The organism is Sphingobium xenophagum (genome assembly GCF_002288285.1).
In the GTDB taxonomy this organism is placed as follows: Bacteria; Pseudomonadota; Alphaproteobacteria; order Sphingomonadales; family Sphingomonadaceae; genus Sphingobium; species Sphingobium xenophagum.
Map to the genome: position 1 here is coordinate 812178 of NZ_CP022745.1, position 23758 is coordinate 835935.

General features: G+C 63.0%; 27 protein-coding genes, 1 tRNA gene and 1 pseudogene. 19 read left to right on the forward strand and 10 right to left on the reverse strand.

Annotated elements, in window-relative coordinates; genetic code table 11:
* Positions 1-96 precede the first annotated feature (96 nt).
* The 13 genes and pseudogenes from CJD35_RS04010 (at position 97) to CJD35_RS04070 (ending at position 12080) form a co-directional block, all read left to right on the forward strand.
* The gene (locus CJD35_RS04010) at positions 97-2055 is read left to right on the forward strand and encodes an alpha/beta hydrolase family protein (RefSeq protein ID WP_017181114.1); all 1959 of its coding nucleotides are present in this window, start codon (positions 97-99) and stop codon (positions 2053-2055) included.
* Positions 2056-2168: 113 nt separating this feature from the next.
* Positions 2169-2849, forward strand: a complete 681-nt coding sequence (locus CJD35_RS04015) for a DUF2490 domain-containing protein (RefSeq protein WP_017181115.1) — start codon at positions 2169-2171, stop codon at positions 2847-2849.
* A gap of 250 nt (positions 2850-3099) precedes the next feature.
* Positions 3100-4224: an 8-amino-7-oxononanoate synthase gene (locus CJD35_RS04020; protein WP_017181116.1), complete on the forward strand. Its 1125-nt coding sequence runs from the start codon at positions 3100-3102 to the stop codon at positions 4222-4224.
* Positions 4221-4853 carry a dethiobiotin synthase gene (gene bioD, locus CJD35_RS04025; protein WP_017181117.1) on the forward strand — a complete coding sequence of 211 codons (633 nt, stop codon included), beginning with the start codon at positions 4221-4223 and terminating at the stop codon, positions 4851-4853. Before CJD35_RS04020 ends, bioD begins: the two co-directional genes overlap by 4 nt.
* A 101-nt stretch (positions 4854-4954) precedes the next feature.
* Positions 4955-7002: pseudogene (locus tag CJD35_RS04030) on the forward strand (M13 family metallopeptidase).
* Between the two features lie 52 nt (positions 7003-7054).
* Positions 7055-8338 carry an adenosylmethionine--8-amino-7-oxononanoate transaminase gene (locus tag CJD35_RS04035; RefSeq protein WP_017181119.1) on the forward strand — a complete coding sequence of 428 codons (1284 nt, stop codon included), beginning with the start codon at positions 7055-7057 and terminating at the stop codon, positions 8336-8338.
* Positions 8339-8400: 62 nt separating this feature from the next.
* The gene (gene infA / locus CJD35_RS04040; protein ID WP_003049127.1) at positions 8401-8619 is read left to right on the forward strand and encodes a translation initiation factor IF-1; all 219 of its coding nucleotides are present in this window, start codon (positions 8401-8403) and stop codon (positions 8617-8619) included.
* A 20-nt stretch (positions 8620-8639) separates the two neighbouring features.
* The gene (locus tag CJD35_RS04045) at positions 8640-9212 is read left to right on the forward strand and encodes a Maf family protein (protein ID WP_017181120.1); all 573 of its coding nucleotides are present in this window, start codon (positions 8640-8642) and stop codon (positions 9210-9212) included.
* An 8-nt stretch (positions 9213-9220) separates the two neighbouring features.
* Complete coding sequence (locus CJD35_RS04050) at positions 9221-10210, forward strand: hypothetical protein (RefSeq protein WP_017181121.1); 990 nt, start codon at positions 9221-9223, stop codon at positions 10208-10210.
* On the forward strand, positions 10200-10394 hold the full coding sequence (locus tag CJD35_RS04055) for a DNA gyrase inhibitor YacG (RefSeq protein ID WP_017181122.1): 195 nt from the start codon (positions 10200-10202) through the stop codon (positions 10392-10394). The genes CJD35_RS04050 and CJD35_RS04055 overlap by 11 nt, the downstream gene beginning before the upstream one ends.
* A 48-nt stretch (positions 10395-10442) precedes the next feature.
* Positions 10443-10518: transfer RNA gene (locus tag CJD35_RS04060), tRNA-Phe, on the forward strand.
* Between the two features lie 118 nt (positions 10519-10636).
* Positions 10637-11308 (forward strand): peptidylprolyl isomerase, encoded by a 672-nt coding sequence (locus CJD35_RS04065; protein ID WP_017181123.1) that lies wholly within the window; start codon positions 10637-10639, stop codon positions 11306-11308.
* Positions 11309-11342: 34 nt separating this feature from the next.
* Positions 11343-12080: a DUF72 domain-containing protein gene (locus CJD35_RS04070; protein ID WP_017181124.1), complete on the forward strand. Its 738-nt coding sequence runs from the start codon at positions 11343-11345 to the stop codon at positions 12078-12080.
* Positions 12081-12404: 324 nt separating this feature from the next.
* On the opposite strand, the gene CJD35_RS04075 is transcribed toward CJD35_RS04070, so the two are convergent.
* Positions 12405-12590 (reverse strand): PspC domain-containing protein, encoded by a 186-nt coding sequence (locus CJD35_RS04075; protein ID WP_017181125.1) that lies wholly within the window; start codon positions 12588-12590, stop codon positions 12405-12407.
* Between the two features lie 340 nt (positions 12591-12930).
* Here CJD35_RS04075 and CJD35_RS04080 point away from each other — a divergent pair, with 340 nt between their 5' ends.
* Positions 12931-13320 carry a gamma-glutamylcyclotransferase family protein gene (locus CJD35_RS04080; RefSeq protein WP_017181127.1) on the forward strand — a complete coding sequence of 130 codons (390 nt, stop codon included), beginning with the start codon at positions 12931-12933 and terminating at the stop codon, positions 13318-13320.
* Between the two features lie 102 nt (positions 13321-13422).
* Here CJD35_RS04080 and CJD35_RS04085 read toward each other — a convergent pair whose 3' ends face one another.
* The gene (locus CJD35_RS04085; protein ID WP_017181128.1) at positions 13423-13956 is read right to left on the reverse strand and encodes a peroxiredoxin; all 534 of its coding nucleotides are present in this window, start codon (positions 13954-13956) and stop codon (positions 13423-13425) included.
* Between the two features lie 23 nt (positions 13957-13979).
* Positions 13980-14369, reverse strand: a complete 390-nt coding sequence (locus tag CJD35_RS04090) for a VOC family protein (RefSeq protein ID WP_026002055.1) — start codon at positions 14367-14369, stop codon at positions 13980-13982.
* A gap of 105 nt (positions 14370-14474) precedes the next feature.
* Here CJD35_RS04090 and CJD35_RS04095 point away from each other — a divergent pair, with 105 nt between their 5' ends.
* The 4 genes from CJD35_RS04095 (at position 14475) to CJD35_RS04110 (ending at position 17542) form a co-directional block, all read left to right on the forward strand.
* Positions 14475-14948 (forward strand): hypothetical protein, encoded by a 474-nt coding sequence (locus CJD35_RS04095; protein WP_017181130.1) that lies wholly within the window; start codon positions 14475-14477, stop codon positions 14946-14948.
* A gap of 39 nt (positions 14949-14987) precedes the next feature.
* Positions 14988-16061, forward strand: a complete 1074-nt coding sequence (gene recF / locus CJD35_RS04100; RefSeq protein ID WP_017181131.1) for a DNA replication/repair protein RecF — start codon at positions 14988-14990, stop codon at positions 16059-16061.
* Positions 16062-16169: 108 nt separating this feature from the next.
* Positions 16170-16712, forward strand: coding sequence for a CHAP domain-containing protein (locus tag CJD35_RS04105; protein ID WP_026002056.1), 543 nt, complete (start codon positions 16170-16172; stop codon positions 16710-16712).
* A gap of 77 nt (positions 16713-16789) precedes the next feature.
* On the forward strand, positions 16790-17542 hold the full coding sequence (locus CJD35_RS04110; RefSeq protein WP_026002057.1) for a CHAP domain-containing protein: 753 nt from the start codon (positions 16790-16792) through the stop codon (positions 17540-17542).
* A 24-nt stretch (positions 17543-17566) separates the two neighbouring features.
* On the opposite strand, the gene CJD35_RS04115 is transcribed toward CJD35_RS04110, so the two are convergent.
* From CJD35_RS04115 to CJD35_RS04135, 5 genes are all read right to left on the reverse strand, one after another.
* Entirely contained in the window at positions 17567-17842 is a 276-nt protein-coding gene (locus tag CJD35_RS04115) for a DUF3297 family protein (protein ID WP_017181134.1), read from the reverse strand.
* Positions 17843-17942: 100 nt separating this feature from the next.
* On the reverse strand, positions 17943-18233 hold the full coding sequence (locus CJD35_RS04120) for a hypothetical protein (RefSeq protein WP_017181135.1): 291 nt from the start codon (positions 18231-18233) through the stop codon (positions 17943-17945).
* A gap of 110 nt (positions 18234-18343) precedes the next feature.
* On the reverse strand, positions 18344-19585 hold the full coding sequence (locus tag CJD35_RS04125; RefSeq protein ID WP_026002058.1) for an SAM-dependent methyltransferase: 1242 nt from the start codon (positions 19583-19585) through the stop codon (positions 18344-18346).
* A gap of 31 nt (positions 19586-19616) precedes the next feature.
* A complete protein-coding gene (locus CJD35_RS04130; protein WP_017181137.1) occupies positions 19617-20363 on the reverse strand; it encodes a molybdopterin-binding protein in 747 nt (248 codons plus the stop codon).
* Positions 20360-21082: a cytochrome b/b6 domain-containing protein gene (locus tag CJD35_RS04135; RefSeq protein ID WP_017181138.1), complete on the reverse strand. Its 723-nt coding sequence runs from the start codon at positions 21080-21082 to the stop codon at positions 20360-20362. Before CJD35_RS04135 ends, CJD35_RS04130 begins: the two co-directional genes overlap by 4 nt.
* Positions 21083-21400: 318 nt before the next feature.
* Here CJD35_RS04135 and CJD35_RS04140 point away from each other — a divergent pair, with 318 nt between their 5' ends.
* Positions 21401-21907 carry a porin family protein gene (locus CJD35_RS04140; RefSeq protein ID WP_017181139.1) on the forward strand — a complete coding sequence of 169 codons (507 nt, stop codon included), beginning with the start codon at positions 21401-21403 and terminating at the stop codon, positions 21905-21907.
* A gap of 56 nt (positions 21908-21963) precedes the next feature.
* Here the strand turns inward: CJD35_RS04140 and CJD35_RS04145 are convergent, their stop codons facing one another.
* Positions 21964-22386 carry a hypothetical protein gene (locus tag CJD35_RS04145; protein ID WP_017181140.1) on the reverse strand — a complete coding sequence of 141 codons (423 nt, stop codon included), beginning with the start codon at positions 22384-22386 and terminating at the stop codon, positions 21964-21966.
* 74 nt (positions 22387-22460) lie between these two features.
* Positions 22461-23729 (reverse strand): dual-specificity RNA methyltransferase RlmN, encoded by a 1269-nt coding sequence (gene rlmN / locus CJD35_RS04150; protein WP_026002059.1) that lies wholly within the window; start codon positions 23727-23729, stop codon positions 22461-22463.
* Between the last annotated feature and the right edge of the window lie 29 nt (positions 23730-23758).

Consider the following 23758-nt stretch of genomic DNA (forward strand, 5'->3'; position numbering starts at 1 on the left):
CCCACAACGGACTGAAACGATAACAAAAATATCGTGACGAAGCGCCAACCCCGCCCTATTTCCCAGGGCGGGGTTGGTCGTTTCGGGGGCATAGGAATGAAAGCGTTTTTCACATGGCTGGCGAGCAGCGCCCTGCCTTTCGCGGCGCTGGCGCAGACCGACGCCACCGTTGCTCCGGCGCAGACCGACGCACCGGCCTACACGCTTAAGGATTTCGCGGCGCTGCCGCTCATGGATGCGCCGGCCCTGTCGCCCAACGGCCTGCATATCGCCAGCCGCGTGGCGGTGAACGGCGAACAGCGACTCGTCATCGCGGACGTTCATGAAGGGGCCGACCGTATCCGCTCGATAGGCTTGAGCGACAACGACCTCAACTGGTGGCAATGGGTCAATGACGACTGGCTGATTGCTGGCGTGGGCGCTGAAAGCAATGTGCAGGGGACGCCCTGGTATATCAGCCGCGTCGTCAGCATAAAACGTGACGGCAGCAAGGTGATCCTGCTGGCGAAAAAGGACGCTGCGCAAAATGCCGACGATGTCATCTGGATGGCGCGCGACGGCACGCCGCGCATCATGCTCTCATACCAGACATCCATTTTTTACAACGAGCCGGGTTTCTGGCCAAGGGTCGATGAAATTGACGTCAGCACCGGACGGATGCACAGCGTCGTCGCCCCGAAAACGTTCGTGCGCAGCTGGTTTGCCGACGCAGCCGGCACGGTTCGCATGGGCGTGGGCTATAGTGATGCGACGCGAACGGCGAAACTTGTCTATCGACCGGACGGGAAAGCATCGTTCCGGACGATCGATCGCGCCGATCGCCGCCGTGGCGAATCCCTTGTCTCGCCACTGCTTTTTACCGCAGATCCGAACAAGGCGATTGCAGAGGATGATCGCGAGGGCACCGATGCCCTCTACGAACTGGACCTGACCACGCTGGAGTTGGGGAAGAAGATTTTTTCCGCGCCGGGTTTCGACATAGGCAGCATATCGACCGACAGCAGCGGAATGGCGCTGGCCGGTGTGGCCTACACCGCAAACGGGCCGTCGGTTCATTGGTTCGACGCCACTCTCGCCAAGATTCAGGCGGATCTGGACAAGGCGGTTCCCGATCGGCGCGCGCGTATCATATCGCTCAGCCGCGACCGGCAAAGGATGATCGTCCATGTCGGCTCGGCCGATCAGCCGGGCGCCTATTATTATTATGATACCAATGCAGGCGCGATGAGCCTGTTGTCCAAGGTCAGTGGCCGGTTCAGCACGAAAACCCATCTCGGCCCGGTCAAGACCATCCACTACAAGGCGCGCGACGGGCTGGACATCGCCGCCGTCCTGACCCTGCCGGTCGGATCGGCGGCAAAGGATCTGCCGCTCATCCTGATGCCTCATGGCGGCCCGTTCGCCCGTGACAGCGAAGATTGGGACTGGTGGGTGCAGTTCCTCGCCTGGCGCGGCTATGCCGTGCTGCAACCCAATTATCGCGGGTCATCGGGCTATGGCACCGCCTTTGCGGAAAAGGGCGAAGGGCAATGGGGTCTTGCCATGCAGGACGACCTGAACGATGCGGTCGACTGGGCGGTCAAGCAAGGCATTGCCGATCCCAAACGCGTCTGCATGGTGGGCGCTTCCTATGGCGGTTATGCCGCCATGCGCGCGGCCCAGCGCGATCCGGCGAAATATCGCTGCGCCGTCTCTTATGCCGGGGTATCGGATCTGGCGGCAATGATGCGCTATGATCGTCGCTTCCTCAACCATAGCACGCGCCAGGACTGGCTGAAGGAACAGGCTCCCGATTTCGCGTCGGTCTCGCCAGTCCATTTTGCCAGCCAGTTTGCCACGCCCATCCTGCTGATGCACGGCAAGAAGGACCGGCGCGTTCAGGTCAATCAGTCCCGCGAAATGGCCGAAAAGCTCAAGGCCGCAGGCAAGGTCGAGGGGCGCGACTATATCTATGTCGAACAGCCGCTGGCCGATCATCATTTTTCCCGCGAAGCGGACCGGCTGGAGTTTCTCGAACAGATGGACGCCTTTTTGAAAGCCCATAACCCGGCGTGACAGCCTCGTCTGGCAACATTGTGTCACAAAAACGCAATTTTTCAGTCACTCTACTGTAACGCAACGGTCATAGAGGCGCCGCACCGCCACGCAGGCGGTGGAGACGATGACCCATGCGCCTGTCCCTTATGCTTTTGCCCCTGCTTGCCGCACTGGCACTGCCCAATGCCGCCCGCGCCAGCGAGGATGAACAATTATGGACCACCGCCAATGCGACGGTGAAGCTGGGCGACAAATGGCGCCTGTCGCAGGAAGTTGTCCTGCGCTTCAGTGACGACCGCAAGGGGCTGTATGAAGTCGAATCCAATACGCTGGTCGGTTACAGGATCGGCAAGCAGGTCACGCTATGGGCGGGCTATACCCATGATCCGCAATATGCAGGGGGCGACTTCACCGTCATGGAGCATCGCGGCCGCCAGCAGATCACCGCCGACAATATCCTGAAAATCGGTCGCGGCAGGCTCAGCGCACGGATGCGGATGGAGGAGCGCTGGCGCGACGGCGTCGATGGCACGGCCTATCGCCTGCGTCCCTATGTGAAGTTCGTGCTGCCGTTTCAGGACGGCAAAAAGACCGCGCTGGTGCTCAGCCATGAAAGCTTCTTCGATCTCAACAAGACCAATTTCCAGCGGGTCCAGGGCGAAGAACGGATGCGCAACCTGATCGCCATCACCACGCCGCTCGCCAAAAATGTGAATATGGAAATCGGCTATCTCCACCAGCACGGCTTCCGCCCCTCGGCCGACGACAGCAATGACCATGTCGCGTCTGTGTCGCTGGGGTTCAGCTTCTAGGCGATGATTCTGGGCAAGGCGCCCAACCTCCGTTTCACGGCGACATCAGCCTGCCTTGACGATCGGCGTTGAAGGGTCGCCCTGTCCTACACCACCCCCTTCTGCTACAGTTCCGCCCGTCCCGCTCTTTCCCATCGTCCGTCCCACCCCGCCGCCGCGTCGGGGGCCGCTCAAGGTTTCGCCTGAAATTTGCATATATGAATATGGGCGAAGTTTGCGAAGTTCCGCCCCCGCGCCTATAGCCCCGGCCATGACCGCCGAACCCTTTGCCAGACAGCTGGTCGCGCTCGAATCGCGTGGCCGGTTGCGCCGTCTGATCCCCCGGACGGGCCGCGATTTCGCTTCCAACGACTATCTCGGCCTGTCGGGCGATCCGATCATTGCAGGCGCTGTTGCCGACGCGATCGGGCGCGGCGTGCCGGTCGGGTCCGGCGGATCGCGACTGCTGCGCGGCAATGCCCCCGAACATGAAGGGCTGGAGGCGAAGGCCGCCGATTTCTTCCGCACCCAGGCCACCCTGTTCGTCGCCAATGGCTATGTCGCCAATCTGGCCCTGTTCGCCACCCTGCCCCAGCGCGGCGACCTGATCGTTGCCGATGAACTGATCCACGCCAGCGCCCATGACGGCATCCGCATGAGCAAGGCGACCGCCGTGTTCGCCCGCCATAATGACGTGCAGAGCTTTGCCGACCTGATCGCCGCCTTCCGCGCAGAAGGGGGCAAGGGGCGCATCTGGATCGCGGTTGAAACGCTCTACTCCATGGATGGCGACATCGCCCCGCTCGCCGATCTCGCCAAATTGGCGGCCAGGCATCACGGCATGCTGATCCTGGACGAAGCCCATGGCACCGGCGTATTCGGTCCGGGCGGGCGCGGCCTGTCTGCCGGGCTCGACGGGCTGCACAATGTCATCACCCTGCACACCTGCGGCAAGGCGATGGGCGTTGAGGGCGCGCTGATCTGCGGCCAGCGCATCCATATCGACTATCTCATCAACCGCGCCCGCGCCTTCATCTTCTCCACCGCGCCATCGCCGCTGATGACGGTCGCCGTGTCCGCGGCATTGGACCGGATCGAGGAAGCGGACGACCTGCGCGACCGGCTGGCGACGTTGCGGCAGGACGCGGCCGAATCGATCTGCGGCCCGCTCGGCCTGCCTACCCCGCGCAGCCAGATCGTGCCGGTCATATTGGGCGACGACGCCCGCACGATGGCCGCCGCCGCCGCTCTGCAGGAAGCCGGCTTCGACGTGCGCGGCATCCGCCCGCCCACCGTCCCGCCCGGCACCAGCCGTCTGCGCATCTCGCTGACGCTCAACGTCAGCCGCGCCGACATCGCCGCGCTGGGCCGCGAATTGCAAAGGATCGTGCGATGAGCATCCATGTCGTCACCGGCACCGACACCGGCATCGGCAAGACCGTGTTCGCCGCTGGCCTGGCGGCGGCGCTGGGCGCACATTACTGGAAACCGATCCAGGCCGGCGTGGAACCCGACGGCGACAAGGAGGAGGTTGCCCGCCTGTCCGGCCTGCCCGCCAGCCATATCCTGCCCGAAGCCTATCGCCTCAACACCCCCGCCTCCCCCCATCTCGCCGCCCGGATCGACGGGGTGGAAATCTCGCTCGACCGCCTCGCCCTGCCGCAGGTCGATGGCCCGCTGGTCATAGAGGGCGCTGGCGGCGTGCTGGTGCCGGTCAACGAACAACTGCTGATGGCCGATCTGTTCGCCCATTGGGGTCAGCCCGTCATCCTGTGCGCCCGCACCGCGCTCGGCACGATCAACCACAGCCTGCTCAGCATCGAAGCGCTCCGCGCCCGCAACGTGCCGATCGCGGGCATCGCCTTCATCGGCGAACCGCATGAGGAAAATGAACGGATCATCCCGCAATTGGGCAATGTCCGCAGCCTTGGCCGCCTGCCCTTGCTCGATCCGCTGAACCCCGCCACGCTGGCCGCCGCGTTCGCCAGCCACATCCGGCTTTCCGATCCTTTCAACGGCCGATAATATTCGACCAACGACATGGACAGGACTGTTGGACAGGCGTTCAACGTCCCGTCATGCCGGGCGCGCTACGTTGCGCCTACTGCCAAGCAAGGGATGCTTTGATGAAACACCTTTTCCTGCGCGCCGCCGCCTCCGCGCTGGCGCTGACCGCCGCTATCGCGCACGCGCAACAGCCTGCCCCCTCGACCGCGACCCCCGCCCCCGCCACCGCCAAGCCGACTTATGGCAGCTACGGCTTCGACGCCGCAGGCATGGACCGGTCGGTCAAGCCCGGCGATGATTTCTACCTCCATGCCAACGGCACATGGGCGAAGAACACCCCCATTCCCGCCGACAAATCCAACTATGGCGCGTTCAACACGCTGGACGAACTGTCGCGCGCCCGCACCCGCGCGATCCTGGAAACGGCCAAGGACGATCCCGACAGCAAGATCGGCGCGGCCTATGCCAGCTATCTGGACACCGCCGCGGTAGAGGCGAAGGGGCTGGCCCCGATCAAGCCCTGGCTGGGCGAAATCAAGGGCGTGAAGGACAAGGCCGGCTACGCCCTTGTCGCCGCCAAGGCCGCCCGCGCGGGGATCAGCGGCCCGTTCCGCTTCTATGTCGGGCAGGACGATAAAGACCCCGAAACCTATATCCTCTCCATGAGCCAGGGCGGCCTCGGCCTTCCCGACCGCGACTTTTATCTGGATGAAAAGCCGGAAATGGCCAAGATCCGCGCCGCCTATGTCGCGCATCTGGAGAATATGCTGACACTGGCGGGCGAAAGCGACGCCAAGGCGCGCGCCGCCGCGCTAATGGCGTTCGAAACAGAGATCGCCAAGGTTCACTGGACCCAGATCGACAGCCGCGACGCGGACAAGACCTATAACAAGCTGACGCTGGCTGCGCTGCAAAAGGCCGCACCCGGCTTTGACTTTGCCGCCTATTTCAAGGCCAACGGCCTGACCCCGACCGAACTGCTCGTCGCCCAGCCGTCCGCCATTACTGGCGAGGCCGCGCTGATCGCCAAGGCGCCGATCGGCGTTTTGAAGGACGCGCTGCTGCTGCGCAGCCTGCACGCCTATGCCGACAAGCTGCCCGACAGCATCGCCAATGCCGACTTCGCCTTTTACGGCACTACCCTGTCCGGCACGCCGGAACGTGAGGCGCGCTGGAAGCGGGGCGTCGATTTCCTCAAGGATTCGCTCGGCGAAGAAGTCGGCAAAGTCTATGTCGCGCAATATTTCCCGCCCGAAACCAAGGCGGCGATGGACGTCCTGGTCAAAAATGTGCTCGCCGCCATGGGCCGCCGCATCGACGGCCTGCCATGGATGAGCGACACCGCCAAGGCGCGCGCACACAAGAAGCTGGCCGCCTTCACCCCAAGATCGGCTATCCCGACAAGTGGCGCGATTATACGGGCCTGACCATCCAGCGTGACGATCTGCTGGGCAATGCGATGCGCGCCAACCAGTTTGATTTCGACTATAATATCGGCAAGCTGGGCAAGCCCATCTATCGCTGGGAATGGGGCATGACCCCGATGGAGATCAACGCCTACGCCAATTTCGGCATGGTCGAGATCGTCTTCCCCGCCGCCATCCTGCAACCGCCCTTCTTTGATCCCCACGCCGATCCGGCAGTCAATTATGGCGGCATCGGCGCGGTGATCGGCCATGAATTGAGCCATCATTTCGACGATCAGGGCGCGAAATATGACGAGACCGGCAAGCTCAACCAGTGGTGGACCGAAGCCGATGTCGCCAAGTTCAAGGGGCTGACCGACAAGCTGGTCAAGCAATATGACGCCTATGAGCCCTTCCCCGGCGTGCATGTGAAGGGCGCGTTCACGCTGGGCGAAAATATCGGCGATCTGGGTGGCCTCGCGGTCGCACTCGACGCCTATCATGCTTCGCTGGGCGGCAAGCCGGCCCCGGTGATTGACGGCATGACCGGCGACCAGCGCTTCTTTCTGGGCTGGGCGCAGGTATGGCGGCGCAACTATCGGGAGGCGAACCTGCGCCAGCGACTGGTGACCGATCCCCACGCCCCGTCCCAGTATCGCGCCGACATCGTGCGCAATTTCGACGCTTGGTATGACGCCTTCAAGCCGGCACCCGACGGCAAGCTGAGCCTGAAGCCGGAAGATCGGGTGAAGATCTGGTAAGGGCCGCACGGGGGATGGTCATGGGCAAGGGCTTGGCCTAAAGCCGCGCCATATGACCTCCCCCGTCTGGCACCCCTTCACCCAGCATGGCCTGAACGAGCCGATTCCGCGTGTTGTGCGCGCCGAAGGGGCGTTGCTGCATCTGGCCGATGGCAGCGCGCTGATCGACGCGATTTCGAGCTGGTGGGTAACGACCCATGGCCATTGCCATCCGCGCATCGCCGCCGCCATCGCACAGCAGGCAGGGCAACTCGATCAGCTGATTTTTGCCGGTTACACCCATGAACCGGCCGAAACAGTCGCCCGCGGATTGATAGAGATTGCTCCACGATCGCCCGATAGCGACCCGCTGGCTTACGTCTTTTTTTCCGACAGCGGCTCAACGGCGGTCGAAGTCGCGCTCAAGATGGCGCTGGGCTATTGGCACAATCTGGCGCTCGATGGACAGGCGCAGGCGCGCAGCCGCATCCTGGTGCTGGAACATGGCTATCATGGCGACACGATCGGCACGATGTCGGTGGGCGAACGCGGTGTTTATAATGCCGCCTGGACGCCTCTTTTGTTCGATGTCGGCACCATTCCCTTCCCTGCCCCTGGCAAGGAGCAGGCCAGCCTCGACGCGCTGGAAGCGGCCTGCCGCGACAAGCCAGCGGCCTTCATCGTCGAGCCGCTGATCCTGGGTGCGGGCGGAATGCTGCTCTATCCGCCGCATGTGCTGCGCGACATGGCCGCCATCTGTCGTCGCCACGAAGTCCTGTTCATCGCTGACGAAGTCATGACCGGCTGGGGCCGCACCGGCACGCTGTTCGCCTGCGAACAGGCGGGAGTAGCGCCGGACATCATGGCGGTGGCGAAGGGCATAACCGGCGGCGCGATCCCGCTCGCCGCGACACTGGCGACGGCCCGCATTTTCGAGGCACACAGATCGACCGATCGCGCCCGGCTCTTCTACCATTCGTCCAGCTACACCGCCAACGCCATCGCCTGCGCCGCTGCCGTGGCAAATCTGGCCATCTGGCGCGAAGAGGATGTGCGTGGCCGACTCGCCGCGCTGGCCGATGGCATCACGACGCGGCTCGCTTCCTTGGCGCAGCATCCCGCCTTCGCCAATCCGCGCCAGCTGGGTACGATCGCGGCGATCGACATCGTCACACCGGATGCGGGCTATCTGTCGGACCTCGCGCCGCGGCTTCGCGCCTTCTTCCTGCAACATGGCCTCTTGCTGCGGCCATTGGGCAACACCATCTATCTGATGCCGCCCTATTGTATCGACGAACAGCAGCTGGATCGCATCTTTGCCGCACTCGTCGCAGCAGGCGATCATTTCAGCGCATGAAGCCGCCTTTCATTTTGCATGAATTGGCGCTATGGCGACGCGATTTTTGAATTCGGGATATTATGGCCAAAGAAGAACTGCTTGAAATGCGCGGACAGGTTGTGGAGCTTCTCCCCAACGCCATGTTCCGCGTCCGGCTTGAGAATGATCATGAGATCCTCGGCCATACCGCTGGTAAAATGCGCAAGAACCGCATCCGCGTCCTCGTGGGGGACGAGGTGCTGGTCGAACTCACGCCCTACGACCTGACCAAGGGTCGGATCACCTACCGCTTCAAATAAGCCAACGGGTGTCAGGCCCGATGCGGCTCATTCTTGCTTCCGCTTCCCCCCGGCGCCTGGCGCTGCTGGGGCAGATCGGCGTTGCGCCCGATGAGGTAGACCCCGCCGATTGCGACGAAACGCCGCGCAAGGCGGAATTGCCGACCGTCTATGCCGCACGGGTTGCCGCGGACAAGGCAGCGATTGTCGCGGCGCGGCATCCGGGCGCGTTGATCCTGTCTGGCGACACGGTCGTTGCCGCCGGTCGGCGCATATTGCCCAAGGCGGAAACGGCAGAGGAGGCGCGCGCCTGCCTCACCTTGCTGTCCGGGCGGCGACATCGCGTGCTCAGCGCGATCACGCTGATCGACACAACGGGGCACGCACGGCATCGCCTGTCGACCAATATCGTTACCTTCAAGTCGCTGGAACGCAGCGAGATCGACCGCTATATTGCCAGCGAAGAATGGCGGGGCAAGGCAGGCGGCTACGCCATACAGGGTCGCGCTGCTGGCCTGATCCGCGCAATTCAGGGCAGCCACAGCGCGATCATGGGCCTGCCGCTTTACGAAACCCGTACGCTGTTGAAGGCGGCGGGCTATGCTCTCGATTAGGAATAGACATGGCCGAATGGCTTTATGAAGAAGGCATTGGCGAATTCCGTGCCGCGCTGGTGGAAAATGGTCGCCTGGTCGAGGCGCTGATCGAGCGGGAAACTGGTGGCGTGCGCGCAGGTGCGGTAGCGCAAGGGCGCCTGACCCAGACGCTTATTCCCAAAAAGCGCGGCATTGTCCGGCTGACAAGCCAGGAAGAGGTGCTGATCGAACCAATGCCGCCGCGCACGTCGGAAGGGTCGACCGTGCTGGTCGAAATATTGCGCGAGGCGATCCCTGAAGAAGGCCGCCCCAAGCGCGCCAAGGGCCGGATCGCTCAACCAGGCAGCAAGCCGCATGCCGGGCCAAGCCTGCTGCAACGGCTGCGCGCCACCGGCGTCCCCGTCGTCCCCTGCCCCGCGCATGAGGAGGACCGGCTGGAAGCGGTCGGCTGGACCGAATTGATGGAAGAGGCGATCAGTGGAGATGTCGGCACGGAAGCCGCCGCGCTGCGTCTTTACGTTACGCCAGCCATGCTGCTGATCGACGTTGACGGGTCGCTGCCACCTGCGCAGCTTGGTCCCAAGGGCGCAAAGATCGCGGCGCAGACGATTCGCCGCATGGGACTTTCCGGGTCGATCGGCATCGACCTGCCAACCATGAACAACAAGGATGAGCGGATGATCGCCGCGGCGCAGATCGACAAATATCTGCCGCTGCCATTCGAGCGCACGGCGGTTAACGGATTTGGCTTCCTCCAGATCATCCGCAAGCGCGAGCGGGCCAACCTTATCGAACTGCTGCGCGCCGATCCGGTCGAGACGGCGGCACTGGCGCTGCTGCGCCGGGCGGAGCGGCACGGCAATGGCGGCGCAGTGACACTGACCGCTGCTCCTGCGATCATCGACCTGCTCCATCGCAAGAGTGACTGGATCGAGCAATTGGCCAAGCGGCGCGGCGGTGCGATCACCCCGACGGCGGACGCGACGCTGGCGTTGGGAGCGGGCCATGCCGCCTAAAGCCGCCGCCTGCCCGGTCTGCCGTCAGCCCGTAAAGCCCGAAACCCGCCCGTTTTGCAGCCCCGCCTGCCGCGACCGCGACCTGCTGCAATGGCTGGGCGAAGGCTATCGCGTGCCGGGGCCAGCGGCAGACGAAGGGATGCAAAAAAGCAGCGATTATGGGCTAGACAGCGACGCAGATTGACGACTATAGGCACGCTTCCATCGGGCGGAGCCATCCGCAGTTGGCCGTGCCTGGATAGCTCAGTTGGTAGAGCAAGCGATTGAAAATCGCTGTGTCGGCGGTTCGAATCCGTCTCCGGGCACCATTTTTTCCTCATCTTCATCACGCCAACCGCAGCCAATATGGCAGTGGGCGATTGCGCTGACCATGCGGCGGCTTTAGCCTTGGGCTTGCCCCCTCCTGCCGCGAGTGTTTGTCTGTCGATGCGTCTGTTTGCCCGTTGTCTTGCCATTCTGTCGGTCCTGCTTTCGTCCAGCTTTGCCAGTGCGGCGCCTACAAACCGAGCGACGCCCGGCTATATCCGGGTGGCGATCGAGACGTCGGTGGGGACGATCACCGTGGCACTCGATACGAAGCGCGCGCCGCAGACGTCGGCCAACTTCCTGACCTATGTGGATGACGGACGGTTCGACGGCGTGACCTTCTATCGTGCGGCGCGGCGCAAGAGCGATCCGAAACAAGGACTGATCCAGGGCGGGATCGATATGGACGTGCGGCGATCGCTGCCGCCGGTGGTGCATGAGCCGACCAGCCAGACCGGGATTCGCCACCTGGACGCCACCTTGTCCATGGCGCGGCCCAATCGGACCAATTCGGCGATGGGCAATTTCTTCATCACCATTGGCGCGACCCCCACGATGGATGCGCGCGAAGGGTCTATCGGCTATGCCGCGTTCGGCCATGTCGTCGGCGGGATGGACGTGGTCAAAAAGATACTGGCGGTGCCGACCTGTTGCGGAACCGGACCGATGCGGGGGCAGATGATCATAAAGCCCGTCAAAATCCTGCGAGCGCGGCGGATCGACGGGAAGCCGAAACCGACGCGCGGGGTCAAGCCGTGGCTGATCGGGTTGAAAAGGCCGACAGTGAGATAGACATAGGTAGCGCAATTTTGAGCGGGAGGTCGGGATGGCGGGACGGATCAGGATCGGCATTGGCGGCTGGGTGTTCGAGCCGTGGCGCGGGACTTTCTATCCCGTCGGGCTGCGGCAGAAGGATGAACTGGCCTATGTCGGGCAACATCTGACCGCGACCGAGATTAACGCGACCTATTACAGCACGCAGAAACCGGCGACTTTCGCGGGTTGGGCGAAGGCGGTCCCGGACGGCTTCCAGTTCGCGGTCAAGGCTTCGCGCTATTGCACCAACAGGCGGGTGCTGGCGGAAGCGGGCGAATCGGTTGGCAAATTTGTCGGGCAAGGCATAGCCGAACTGGGCGACCGGCTGGGTCCGATCTTGTGGCAGTTCATGCCGACCAAGGCGTTCGATCCCGACGATTTCGGCGCGTTCCTGAAGCTGCTGCCCGCCAGCGTCGATGGCGTGCCGCTGCGCCACGCGCTGGAGGTGCGGCACGCCAGTTTCGACGATCCGGCCTTTCTGGCAATGGCGCGGGACGCGGGAGCGGCGATCGTGCTGGCGGATCATGAGACCTATCCGGCGATCCGGGGTGCCGATGTCGGCTTTTCCTACACGCGGCTGATGCAGACATTGGAGGGCGAAAGCACGGGCTATAGCGCGGCGGCGCTGACGGACTGGGCGGAACGGCTGCGGGCGCAGGCCGCGGCAGGCGATGCCTTTGCCTTCTTCATCAGTGGCGCGAAGGTGCGCAATCCCGCGGCAGCGCTGGCGCTGAGTGCGGCCATATAGTCACAGTCTGTTGCATTTGTTGCAATCGAAATGCCGTGCTTTGCGATTGTTACAAAATCTTGACGGGCGCATAGGCCCGGTCCGCCCATATGGGGCGGCAATGAACGATCATATTGGAGTTATATATGCGACAGGCTTTTCAGGGCGCTGCGCTGGTGGTTGCGGTTGGCGTGCAGATGCTGACCTTCTATTCGGTGCTTTACGCCTGAGCGCTATCCGCGCTCTTCTATATCCCCAATCATCGGGATGATAAAAAGCCGCCCAGGGCCAATGCCGGGGCGGCTCTTTTATTATGGAACGACTGTGATCCAACTTGGCGTTGGCTCAGCCTTCAGCAAGCCAGCCAGCGAGCAGATAAGCCACAACGCCGACCGGGCCGAGTGCGCAGAGCGTCAGCAACACAGTGGCGACGCGGATCAGCGTGACGTCAATTCCCGTGCGGTTGGACAAGCCCGCGCACACGCCCATGATCTTGCCGTGGCGACGGTCGAGGGTGAAGCTGTTGTTCATGAATCTGGCCTTCTGGTAATGCAGTTGAAAATACGGGTCGATCAGGCGATCGGCAGAACCGGCACGGCCGCGCTGACGAACAGGCTGGCGACGAGGAAAGCGCCGACAAGAGCGACGGCGGTGTTGTGGACCTTGGCGATGGACATGGTAGAAACTCCCTGATTTTTGGCTGGTCGGATGATCCGGCCTTGATGCCAAACAGGATTGCAGGAGCCGTGCCAGTTTCACTTTTGCCCGGAAATTCGCGATTTTCAGGCGTCATGTCCGCAAGTTCGCCCGCGTTCATTTCCATCAATTGGGGAAATTTCCCGTTTATCGGTATAATTTTCACAGGAGCAGCATGAGCAGCCCCTTGCTTTTCGTCTATGGCACGTTGCGCCCCGGCTTCGACGGGCCGATGGCGCGCTGGCTGCGCAGCGTGGCCCCCGCCGTCGGTTTGGCCACGGCGCGCGGCTCGCTATATCGGGTGGAAGCCTATCCGGGCTTCGTGCCCGATGATGCAGGCGAGGTGATGGGTCATCTGTTCGCCCTGCCCGACCCGGCAGCGCTACTCGCCCGACTGGACGAATATGAGCAATGTACCGTGCATTTCCCCGAACCGCACGAATATCGGCGGGAGAAGGTGAACGTGCAGAGCCCTGATGGCCCTATTGAGGCCTGGACCTATATTTACACGCGCGACGCGACCGGGCTGGAGCGGATTGCGAGTGGGGATTTTCTGGCCGGATAGTCCGGCACCCGTTCGCCCTGCGCCATTCGACGCCTTATCCCCCTTCGCGAAGGAAAGGGCTGTCGTTTGGCAGGCGCGCGAACGGGTGTCAGCAGGGTCCGCCTATTTCTGCTTCATCGCCTGCACCGCCGCCAGCGTGGATTTGACATGTTCGGCATAGTTCATTTCCGAATGGACGAAGGCGATGCGGCCAGACGGAGCGATGACATAGGAGGTACGGTCGGTCATGCCCGGCCGCATCTTGAGCGCGACGTCATAGCCCGACACGATCCCCGGCCCGGCCGAAGCAACGGCGAACTTGCCCGCGCATTCCTTGGTCGAAAACGCCACCAGATCATCAACGGGGTCTGCCGACATGCCGATGACGGTCGCACCGGCCGCCTTGAACTTGTCGATATTCTCGGCAAATTCGCGCGCTTCGGCCGAACAGCCCGGCGTGAACGCCTTGGGGAAGAAATAGAGGACGACAGGGCCGCGCTTCAACTGATGCGACAGGGTCAGGGTGAAAGTCTTGCCCGCCTGCGCACCGCGCGTGGTGAAATCGGGTGCCTTGGCCCCGACGGCAAGGGCAGCCATGGCCCCGCTCGATCCCAGCAGGGTCGCGGCGGCGGCAAGCAACAGGGTTAGACGCTTCATCATCAGGCTCCTTAAACGGACGGTCAGGCGGCGGGCGCGGGCGGCTCCCACAATTCGATGGCATTGCCTTCGGGATCATGAATGCGGGCAAAACGCCCGACATCGGGATGATCCCATTCCGCATTGGTGATGACGGCAATGCCCGCATCCCGCAAGCCGGTCAGAAGGGAATCGAGATCGGATACCCGCAGATTGATCATGAACGCCTTGTCCGCGGCGAAATAATCGCTGTCGGCCTTGAACGCGGCAAACACCATCGGTCCGCCCAATGTTCGCCAGGTCCATTCGTCAGGCTGGGCGTCGGGATCGGACACGCAGCCCGCACCCACGCCCAGATGGGTGCGATACCAGGCGTTGAGCGCATCCGGATCATGCGCGCGAAAAAATAGTCCGCCCATTCCCAGTACCGGCATGCCATGCTTTCCTTCCTTCATGATCGGGCCGGAGGATAGCATGCCCGCAAAGGTCCGTCACGGCAGGAGACAGGAACCGCCGGGCGTTTCGCCGGTTCTTGCAGGATGCGCCCTGCCCTTGCCCTGCTGCCGGTGATCGCCCTTGCTGCCTGCGACAAGCCTGCCGACAAACAGACGTCGCAACCCGGCGTCGTGGCCAATATCAATGCTCCGATCGAGCCTGCGCCGGAAGCGCCGCCGCCAGCCAACGTCACTGCGCCAACACCGTCGCCCGACCAAGCGACATCGGGGAAGATTCCGATCGATCTACAGGGTCGCTGGACCGGGGTGAGCAATCGGTGCGGGGACAGGGCAGCCGATCTGGAACTGAACATCCTGCCCGACCAGCTGGTTTTTCATGAAAGCGTCGGCACGGTCGAAGCGGTAACGCCCGGCGCGAAAGGCGAAGTCGCGGTCAAGGCGGCATTCACTGGCGAAGGTCAAAGCTGGACCCGCACGCTGACGCTGCGACCGGCGGCGGACGGTGCGACGCTGACGATCGTCAATGACGGGGCGGCGGTGACGCGCAAGCGCTGCTAAACGCTTTCCCATGGCGATGGACCGGGCTACAGCCGGACGATGATCGGCCGCCTGACCCTGAGCGATTTCCGCAATCATGCGGACGCGCTGATCGTGCCCGATCATGGCTTCATCCTGCTGACCGGCGACAATGGTGCGGGCAAGACCAATATATTGGAGGCGGTGTCGATGCTGGCGCCCGGACGCGGGCTGCGCGGCGCGGCGTTGCGGGCCATGGCGCGGCAGGACGGGCCGGGCGGATTTGGCATCGCGGCAGAGGTGGATGGGGTCGTGCTGGGCACCGGCGTGGTCGCTGCGACGCCCGACCGACGGCAGGTGCGGATCGGCGGGGTAGCATCATCGGCCAATGCACTGGCCGACCATCTGTCGATCGTCTGGCTGACCCCGGCGATGGACCGGCTGTTTCTGGACAGCCCCGGCGGGCGGCGGCGTTTTCTGGATCGATTGACGCTGGCGCTGCATCCAGCCCATGCCGCCCACAGCGCGCGTTATGATGCAGCGATGCGGGCGCGTAACCGGCTGCTCACCGACCAGCGCCGGGCCGATCCAGCCTGGCTCGCCGCGCTGGAAGCGCAGATGGGCGAGCATGGCGTGGCGCTGGCGGCAGCGCGCAGCGATCTGGTCGCGCGGCTGAACCTGGCCTTGGCGGGGCAGCCCGACGCACCCTTTGCCCGTCCCATGATCGCGATAGAAAGCGAGGAGGATGGCAGCGACCTGCCCCTGGCCGAACGGCTGGCGCGGGAAAGGCGGCGCGATGCGGCGGCGGGGCGCACCTTGTCCGGGCCACACCGGCACGACCTGTCGGTGCTCCACATCGCCAAGGGCCAGCCAGCCGCCCTGTGTTCGACCGGTGAGCAAAAGGCTTTGCTGCTGTCGATCCTGCTGGCTCATGCCACGCTGGTCGCCGAGCAGCGCGGCCAACCGCCCGTGCTGTTGCTCGATGAAGTGGCCGCGCATCTCGACCCGTCGCGACGGGCCGCCTTGTTCGATCGGCTGGAACATACGGGCGGGCAGGTATGGATGACAGGCACGGAATCGAGCCTTTTCAACGAATTATCATCTGCAACCCGGCTGACTGTAACAGCGGGTCATGTTTTTCGTTCCGCAATATAACCCGCCACCGCAACGACTCGTCGCCCGGCACTTTTCAACGCGCCCTTGCTCTGCCCTAAAGCATCTCAACGGGGCAAAAGCCTGAATCAAAGTCGGGGTCGCATTCGCATGATCGTTAGTTTTCAACGGCTTATCGCCGGTGCTATGCTTGCGTTCTCTTTCCTGATCGTTACGCCTGCGACCGCTGGTGTTCTGCAATGCGTTCCGTTTGCTCGTCAGGTGTCGGGCATCCAGCTCCACGGCAATGCCAATACCTGGTGGGACCAGGCGCAAGGCCGTTATGATCGCGGTCATGAACCGCGTGTCGGCGCTGTCCTGTCCTTCGCCTCCAGCCGCGCCATGCCGGTCGGTCATGTCGCGATGGTGAGCAAGGTGGTCAGCCCGCGCGAAGTGCTGCTGACCCATGCCAACTGGTCCTATCGCGGCGGTATCGAACGCAATGTCCGCGCCGTGGACGTGTCCGCCAACAATGACTGGTCGGATGTCCGCGTATGGTATGGCCCGATCGGCAATCTGGGGCTGCGCTCCAATCCGGCAAACGGCTTCATCTATGCCGACCAGCCCAAGGACATCGAACAGCCGGTGCAGGTCGCCATGGCTGACGCCGTCACCGACGCCAGTGTCACCGGCGCTGCCCGTTCGGCTTTCTGAACGGCTTAACCTCTTCATAAAGGGTCCGATCTAGGATCGATCCCGGTGGGGCGATTCTTTAGGTTTCGGAATCGCATATGGTTCGACAGTTACGCTGGGCGGCAATGTGCCTGCTGTCTGGTCTGAGCGCGGCACCCCTGTTGGGTGCGAGCGCACTGCAATGCGTGCCTTACGCGCGCATTGTGTCAGGGGTGGAGATTCGCGGCGACGCGCTGACCTGGTGGGACCAGGCTGCGGCGCAATATCAACGCGGGCATGAGCCGAAAAAGGGTGCCGTGCTGGCCTTCCGTCCAGTCGGGCCGATGACATTGGGGCATGTCGCCGTGGTCAGCCGCGTGCTGGACGACCGGCGTGTGCTGATCCGCCATGCCAACTGGTCAGCGCCGGGCGCGATTGAGGAGGATGTGCTGGCGATCGACGTGTCGGATGCGGGCGACTGGAGCCAGGTGCGGGTGTGGCATAGCCCAACCGCGCAGATGGGTGCGCGCACCAATCCGACATTCGGCTTCATCTACCCGGCCAAGGCGAAGCTGCACGAATTTACGCCCGACCCGGCGCTGGGTAGCAGCGTCCGTTTTGCCCGTGTCGATCGCGACCAGTGGGACGATGTACGCCTGCCTGCCGGAGTGACGCCGTCGCGCAGTACGCCAACTTATACGCGCGGTCAGCCAGCGGCGCCGAAAATGGCACAGGCCAAGGCGACGGCGCGCAAGGCCGCGCCGAAATTGGAGACCGACCCCTTCATCGTCGAATATGCCGACAGCACCCCATCGCAACGGACGCTGAGCGCGATCATCGCCGATGTGAAGCGGGAAACGAGACTGAACTGACCGACGCTAATGCGCCGATGCCGGTCATTCGGCGTCGGCGGATTTCTCTTCGGACGGTTCCGCTGGGTTCTGGAACCAGGCTTCGACCGGCCCGCTCAACTTGATCGTCAGCGGATTGCCGTGGCGGTCGCGAGTCTTGCCGGCGGCAACACGAATCCAGCCTTCGGAAATCGAATATTCCTCCACATCATTGCGTTCGCGTCCCTTGAAGCGAATGCCGATCCCGCGCTGAAGGACGTCCATGTCGAAATGCGGGCTGCGCGGGTTGGTGGAAAGATGATCGGGGGGCGTGTCGCTCATGGTGAGATGCTTCCTGCAATGTTGCGCCCGCGCCTAGCCGTTTGCCCGCGATGCTGCAACCCGCCTCCGGTTGGCGGCGGGTTGCAGGCTGGTCATGCCATTAGCGGCAGATGCGCACGCGCACGTCGCGGCGGCGATAATAGTCGTAGCGCCATTCGGTCCAGCAGCGCTGGCGATAGCCACGATAATAGCGGCGATTGTCGCGCCAGTCGCGCCGATGGCCGCGCCAGTGGCGGCGATTGTCCCACCGGCCATTGTTCCAGTGATGCCCACGGTCGCCGCGCCAGCCGTCACGATAGCCGCCATGATATTGTGCCTGCGCCGGGACTGCCATGCTCAGCCCCGCCACGGTCAGGCCAAGCGCCGCGGCACCTTTCCAGATGATGTTCATATCCTGCTCTCCTCACTGCCCCGCCGCTCCAGAGGCAGGACCATGAGGGGACAATGGCCCAAGCCGACTGAACCGTCCGCGAACACGCCATTTAGCGGCGGTTCAGCCAGTCAGCGGCCCTGAAGCGCGGCTTCCGTTTCCTGCATATAATCGCGGGTGATCGGCAGGGTGCGCCGGTTGCGGGCATATTGAACCTGGTAATTGACCATGCCGCCATGTTCGAACACCGTCGCCGCGCCCGCCAGATAGAAGGTCCAGAGGCGAAAAAATCGTTCGTCGTACAGCGCGATGATATCCGCCCGGTGGGCCATCGCCCGCTTGTACCATTGGCGGATGGTCAGGCCATAATGGATGCGCAGGACCTCCGCATCCGTGACCATCAGCCGCGTACCCTCGCTGCCGGCCACCATTTCCGACAGGGCCGGGATGTAGCCGCCGGGGAAGATATATTTCTGGGTGAAGGCGTCGGTCGTGCCCGGCCCGCCCATGCGGCCGATTGTATGGACCAGCATCACCCCGTCCGGTGTCAGCAGATCATGGCATGTGTTGAAGAAGGTGCGGTAATGGGCCGTGCCGACATGTTCGAACATGCCGACCGATACGATTCGGTCGAACGGGCCGGTCATGTCGCGATAGTCAATCAGTTCGAAGCGGACATGGTCTGAAACCCCCGCGTCGGCCGCCCGCTGCCGTGCGATCTTGAGTTGTTCTTCCGAAAGGGTGATGCCCGTCACATCGACGCCGCAGGTGCGGTGCAGGTAGAGCGCCATGCCGCCCCAGCCACAGCCGATATCCAGCACCCGCATCCCCGGCTTGAGCAGCAGCTTGGCGGCGATATGGGCCTTCTTGTCCTCCTGTGCCTGATCCAGGCTGATGCCCGCTTCATTGTCCGCGTCGGGCCAATAGGCGCAGCTATATTGACGGTCGCGGTCGAGGAAGAGGGCATATAGCGCGGCGGACAGGTCATAATGATGGGCGACATTGGCCTTTGCCCGCGCCTTGTGATTGGCGCGCCACAATTTTTGCCGGACGGTGCCAAGACCGCGCGCCAGCACATTCTTTGCGTCAATGGAACGGCCGCTTTCCCATGGATTATTGGCGCGAATCATGGAGAGGAATTCCAGGATGCCGCCGCCCTCGATCGTCACCCGCCCGTCGATATAGGCTTCGGCCATGCCCAGTCGCGGATCGCGCACAATGTCGAAGGCGACCCTTTTATCCTGCAACCGCAACGCCAGATCGGGAAAGGCCGGATCGGCTTTGCCGACGGTGAAATGCGCGCCATCTGGGGTAAAAATGGTCAACTGGCCACGGGTGACCAACCGCCGCAATATTCGCTCGAACAGTGTCATGACGATACCTTGTCACTCACAGGAACGCAGATCAAATCCCCGCATACCAATCATAACCGGCATAATCCTCCCAAAAGCCGCCCTTGCCCTTGCCGATGCCGTCCAGGGTCGCGACGGCTTCGATCCCCATCAGATATTTGGCCTGCTTATACCCCAATTGCCGCTCGACACGCAGACGGAGCGGGGCGCCGTTGGCGACAGTCAGCGGGCGATCGTTGAGCGCATAGGCAAGGATCGTCTGGGGATGGAAAGCGTCGAACCGGTCGATACTTTCATAATATGGCCGCCCCCCGCCCATATCGTCGGCACAGCGAAAGACGAGATAACGCGCGCGGTCACTCAGTCCCGCGGTCTCCAATATGGGTTTGAGCGGGACGCCGCGCCATTTGCCGATCGCGCTCCAGCCTTCGACGCAGTCATGGCGGGTGATCTGGGTGCGGTGAGGCATCGCCTGCAACTGGGCCAAAGACAGCGACAGCGGGCGCGCCACCAGTCCGGTCACAGGCAGTCGCCAATCGGCAAAGCCGCTGCGCCACAATGCCTTATAGGCAGGCGTATTGGGATTGGCCGTACCGTTGGCGCGGAAGATAGGCGAGATCTGATCGGGGCGGAATTCCTGCGCCAGCGCGTCACGCGCCATCAGGCTGCGCTGCGCCCAGCGATGGAAATTTTCGGCCGAGAAGAGGGCTTCCCGCACGGCCTCGTTACGGCCAAGCCGGTCGCATCCCGCCAGCGTCGCTGTGGCGCCCAACAGCAAATGGCGGCGGGTGAGAATCATGGGCGTTCCTCCGGCACGCGATAGCGGCCCGTGATCATCGATCGCACCTCGTTCACCGGCCCGGCAAGAAGCACCATCAGGATATGGACGAGGAAAAAGGCGACCAGCGCGAAGGCGGCGATAAAGTGGAGAGAGCGCGCCGATTGCCGTCCGCCGAACAGATCGACCAGCCATGGCCACGCCGCATTCATGCCGGGCGCCATGGTCAGCCCGGTCAGGATGATCAGCGGCAACAGAATGAAGATGACGCCGATATAGCTGGCCTTTTGCAGCACATTGTAGCGCAACGCCGCGTCGCCGGTGGGAAAGCGCAGCCGCGCGTGGTCCTTGATGTCCTGCCAGATATGACGCGGGGCGAGATCATCGCGACGGAAGGCGAGATCGCGGGCGATGTGCCGGTTGGCGAGGCTCCAGAGCATGTAGAAGAGCAGCGCAAAGGCAAAGATCGGCGCAGCGGTCAGGTGCCAGTGGCGCGACATGGCCAGATTATAAAACGCAGGCAGCGTAAGCCATCCGGGGAAGCGATCCAGTTCGAGCCAGGCGGCATCGAAATTCGCACCATAATGCCCCCAATAAAGACGAGGATGGGCGTTGAAGATGCCCAGCCCGCTGGTGAACAGCGTGTAGAGCAGGGCTGCGTTCAGCCAGTGCCACAGCCGCGTCGACAGGCGGTGCCGCTTGACTGTGCCGGTTGCCTTCTTGGGGGTCTGGCTGTCCATGGTCCCTATCCTAACCGATCGCGCGGCCCAGTCCACGGCTGTTCGCAATGGCGCGCGCCTGCCATTCCATCATGTTGTTACACTTTTGCAACAGACAGTTGAAATCATTTGAAATAAAGACCTTGCCCCTTTGCAAACGAAAAGAGCCAACCTAGATGGCGATTGCGCGACGACGATGCCGATCGCAACCATATAAGCCACTGACAAGGTGGATATATGGGCAAGAGGAACCATGTCATTTTTATCGTTATTTCTTTGCATCGAACCTGAACGCTGGATGAATTAGCCATTCGGCCATGAATATATATTGAGGACTTTATGAAAACTGTGATTTTCGCAGCGATCGCTGCTGCCTGTGTTTCGGCCCCTGCTTTCGCTCAGGATGCTGCGCCCTTCACCGGGCCGCGCGCGGGCGTGACGCTGGGCTATGACAATGCGGGTGACGAGGACGGCTTCGCCTATGGCGTGACCGCCGGCTATGACCTGGCGCTCGCACCGCGCATCACCGGCGGCGTCGAAGTCAGCCTGGGCGACACCACTGTCGGCGATTCCGGCGTGGAAATCAGCCGTGATCTCGCCGCGTCGCTGCGCCTCGGCTTCGTCGCCACCCCGCGCGTCCTGGCGTTCGGCAAGGTCGGCTATGCCACTACCCGCATCGAAACGCTGGGCGTTGGCGCGGCGTTCGAGGGCGTCCGTTTCGGCGGCGGTCTGGAATTCGCCGCGACCCCCAACACTTATATCTCGGCTGAATATCAGCGCACCGAATATGAGCAGAATATCGGTGGTCGTGACGCCGCGATGGTTGGCGTCGGCTTCCGTTTCTGATCCTTGTCGATCAGTTTGGAATAAGGGAAAGGGCGGTCCGTGGGGCCGCCCTTTTTCTATGCAGGCAGAGGTTTGAGGTCCGGTGCGACCCAGCCCCTGCGCGCCGCAACCGACATCAGCGTCGCCCGCGACCAGTAAGCGAAAAGCCAGTCCTTGTTCCCCAGCGGCGACGCCATCAGCGCAGCGAAGGCGCTGGCGGGCGTTGAGTCCGGCGGCAGGGCGGCGAGTGTCATGCGGGTCATGTGCAACGATGCCTGGGTGATGGTTTCATGATAGCCGCCCATGTCGCTGTTCACCCCGCCCACACTCTCATTATAGCGGCGGATCATGTCGGGCATATCGCGTTCCGGTACGATGTCGGGACGTTGAAGGATCAGCCAAAGGGCGGTCGCAAAATGCGCGCCGTGGGTCCAGGCCGCCTTGGGCAGGGTGCAACCGCAAAAGCCGGTCGCCAGCCGCTCAATCTCTTCATCGGTCATCGTCAGTCCCCCACAATGAAAAGCCCCGCCGTTGCGGGCGGGGCTTGCTGCATCCTGTCGCCGTGGGGCGACGATCAGCCGAGCGCCGCCTGCTTTTCCTCGGCCAGCCGGTCGAGTTCGGCGCGGCTTTTCTTTTCGCTGGCCGATTTGAGTTGTCCGCAGGCCGCCATGATGTCGCGCCCGCGGGGGGTGCGGACCGGGGCCGAAATGCCGCCTTCGAACACTATGCTGCTGAACGCGCGAATCCGGTCGGGCGTCGAACATTCATAGTCCGTGCCGGGCCAGGGGTTGAACGGGATCAGGTTGACCTTGGCCGGCAACTTATACTTGCGGATCAGGCGGACCAGTTCGCGCGCATCCTCATCGCTGTCATTCTTGTCCTTGATCATCACATATTCAAAGGTGATGCGGCGCGCATTGCTGGCCTTGGGATAGTCGGCGCAGGCCTGGAGCAGTTCCTCTATCCCATATTTCCTGTTGATCGGCACCAGTTCGTCGCGCACTTCCTTGGTCACGGCATGCAGCGAGACGGCCAGATTGACGCCGATTTCCTCGCTGGCGCGCGCCATCATCGGAATGACGCCGCTGGTCGACAGGGTGATGCGGCGGCGCGAGAGGGCAAGGCCATCGCCGTCCATGACGACTTTCAGCGCATCGCGGACATGCTCGAAATTATAAAGCGGTTCGCCCATGCCCATCATGACGATATTGGTCAGCATCCGCCCGTCGGGCGAATATTGCGGGGCGTCCTCATCTTCATCGTCCGGCACCGCGGCAGCGCTGCCCATATTCCCCTTGGGCCATTCGCCCAGCGCATCGCGCGCCAGCATGACCTGACCCACGATTTCGCCCGGCGTAAGGTTGCGGACCAGTCGCATCGTGCCGGTGTGGCAGAAGCGGCAGTTGAGGGTGCAGCCGACCTGGCTCGACACGCACAGCGTGCCGCGATCGGCATCGGGGATGAACACCATTTCATAATCCTGCCCGTCGTCCGACCGGAGCAGCCATTTGCGCGTGCCATCGTTCGAAACCTGCGCCTCCACCACCTGCGGGCGACCGACGACAAAGCGCTCCGCCATCCAGCCGCGCATCGGCTTGGCAAGGTCGGTCATCGCTTCAAAATCCGTCTCGCCGCGATGATAGAGCCAGTGGAACAGCTGTTTGGAGCGCAGCTTGGCGGCTTTTGCGTCCAGCCCCGCTTCCTCCAGCACCGACTTGATCTGCGGGCGCGACAGGCCGAGCAGGTCGGTGCGGCCATCGGCGCGCGGCGTCACGGCGCGCGGCACGGGCACAGGGTCGACAAGGCCGGGAATCGGCATGATGGGGTTGGCGGCTGATTGCATGATCGCGCCCATAGTCGATTTTCGGCGAC

Bases quoted from the DNA above. Each gene is read 5' to 3' on its own strand.
- recF (WP_017181131.1), top strand. From the start codon at position 14,988: ATGATCGGCCGCCTGACCCTGAGCGATTTCCGCAATCATGCGGACGCG.
- CJD35_RS04090 (WP_026002055.1), bottom strand. From the start codon at position 14,369: ATGCCGGTACTGGGAATGGGCGGACTATTTTTTCGCGCGCATGATCCG.
- CJD35_RS04105 (WP_026002056.1), top strand. From the start codon at position 16,170: ATGATCGTTAGTTTTCAACGGCTTATCGCCGGTGCTATGCTTGCGTTC.
- bioD (WP_017181117.1), top strand. From the start codon at position 4,221: ATGAGCATCCATGTCGTCACCGGCACCGACACCGGCATCGGCAAGACC.
- CJD35_RS04065 (WP_017181123.1), top strand. From the start codon at position 10,637: ATGCGTCTGTTTGCCCGTTGTCTTGCCATTCTGTCGGTCCTGCTTTCG.
- CJD35_RS04075 (WP_017181125.1), bottom strand. From the start codon at position 12,590: ATGAACAACAGCTTCACCCTCGACCGTCGCCACGGCAAGATCATGGGC.
- CJD35_RS04035 (WP_017181119.1), top strand. From the start codon at position 7,055: ATGACCTCCCCCGTCTGGCACCCCTTCACCCAGCATGGCCTGAACGAG.
- CJD35_RS04010 (WP_017181114.1), top strand. From the start codon at position 97: ATGAAAGCGTTTTTCACATGGCTGGCGAGCAGCGCCCTGCCTTTCGCG.
- CJD35_RS04055 (WP_017181122.1), top strand. From the start codon at position 10,200: ATGCCGCCTAAAGCCGCCGCCTGCCCGGTCTGCCGTCAGCCCGTAAAG.
- CJD35_RS04120 (WP_017181135.1), bottom strand. From the start codon at position 18,233: ATGAACATCATCTGGAAAGGTGCCGCGGCGCTTGGCCTGACCGTGGCG.
- rlmN (WP_026002059.1), bottom strand. From the start codon at position 23,729: ATGCAATCAGCCGCCAACCCCATCATGCCGATTCCCGGCCTTGTCGAC.
- CJD35_RS04050 (WP_017181121.1), top strand. From the start codon at position 9,221: ATGGCCGAATGGCTTTATGAAGAAGGCATTGGCGAATTCCGTGCCGCG.
- CJD35_RS04110 (WP_026002057.1), top strand. From the start codon at position 16,790: ATGGTTCGACAGTTACGCTGGGCGGCAATGTGCCTGCTGTCTGGTCTG.
- CJD35_RS04130 (WP_017181137.1), bottom strand. From the start codon at position 20,363: ATGATTCTCACCCGCCGCCATTTGCTGTTGGGCGCCACAGCGACGCTG.
- CJD35_RS04085 (WP_017181128.1), bottom strand. From the start codon at position 13,956: ATGAAGCGTCTAACCCTGTTGCTTGCCGCCGCCGCGACCCTGCTGGGA.
- infA (WP_003049127.1), top strand. From the start codon at position 8,401: ATGGCCAAAGAAGAACTGCTTGAAATGCGCGGACAGGTTGTGGAGCTT.
- CJD35_RS04095 (WP_017181130.1), top strand. From the start codon at position 14,475: ATGCGCCCTGCCCTTGCCCTGCTGCCGGTGATCGCCCTTGCTGCCTGC.
- CJD35_RS04135 (WP_017181138.1), bottom strand. From the start codon at position 21,082: ATGGACAGCCAGACCCCCAAGAAGGCAACCGGCACAGTCAAGCGGCAC.
- CJD35_RS04125 (WP_026002058.1), bottom strand. From the start codon at position 19,585: ATGACACTGTTCGAGCGAATATTGCGGCGGTTGGTCACCCGTGGCCAG.
- CJD35_RS04140 (WP_017181139.1), top strand. From the start codon at position 21,401: ATGAAAACTGTGATTTTCGCAGCGATCGCTGCTGCCTGTGTTTCGGCC.
- CJD35_RS04020 (WP_017181116.1), top strand. From the start codon at position 3,100: ATGACCGCCGAACCCTTTGCCAGACAGCTGGTCGCGCTCGAATCGCGT.
- CJD35_RS04145 (WP_017181140.1), bottom strand. From the start codon at position 22,386: ATGACCGATGAAGAGATTGAGCGGCTGGCGACCGGCTTTTGCGGTTGC.
- CJD35_RS04070 (WP_017181124.1), top strand. From the start codon at position 11,343: ATGGCGGGACGGATCAGGATCGGCATTGGCGGCTGGGTGTTCGAGCCG.
- CJD35_RS04115 (WP_017181134.1), bottom strand. From the start codon at position 17,842: ATGAGCGACACGCCCCCCGATCATCTTTCCACCAACCCGCGCAGCCCG.
- CJD35_RS04045 (WP_017181120.1), top strand. From the start codon at position 8,640: ATGCGGCTCATTCTTGCTTCCGCTTCCCCCCGGCGCCTGGCGCTGCTG.
- CJD35_RS04015 (WP_017181115.1), top strand. From the start codon at position 2,169: ATGCGCCTGTCCCTTATGCTTTTGCCCCTGCTTGCCGCACTGGCACTG.
- CJD35_RS04080 (WP_017181127.1), top strand. From the start codon at position 12,931: ATGAGCAGCCCCTTGCTTTTCGTCTATGGCACGTTGCGCCCCGGCTTC.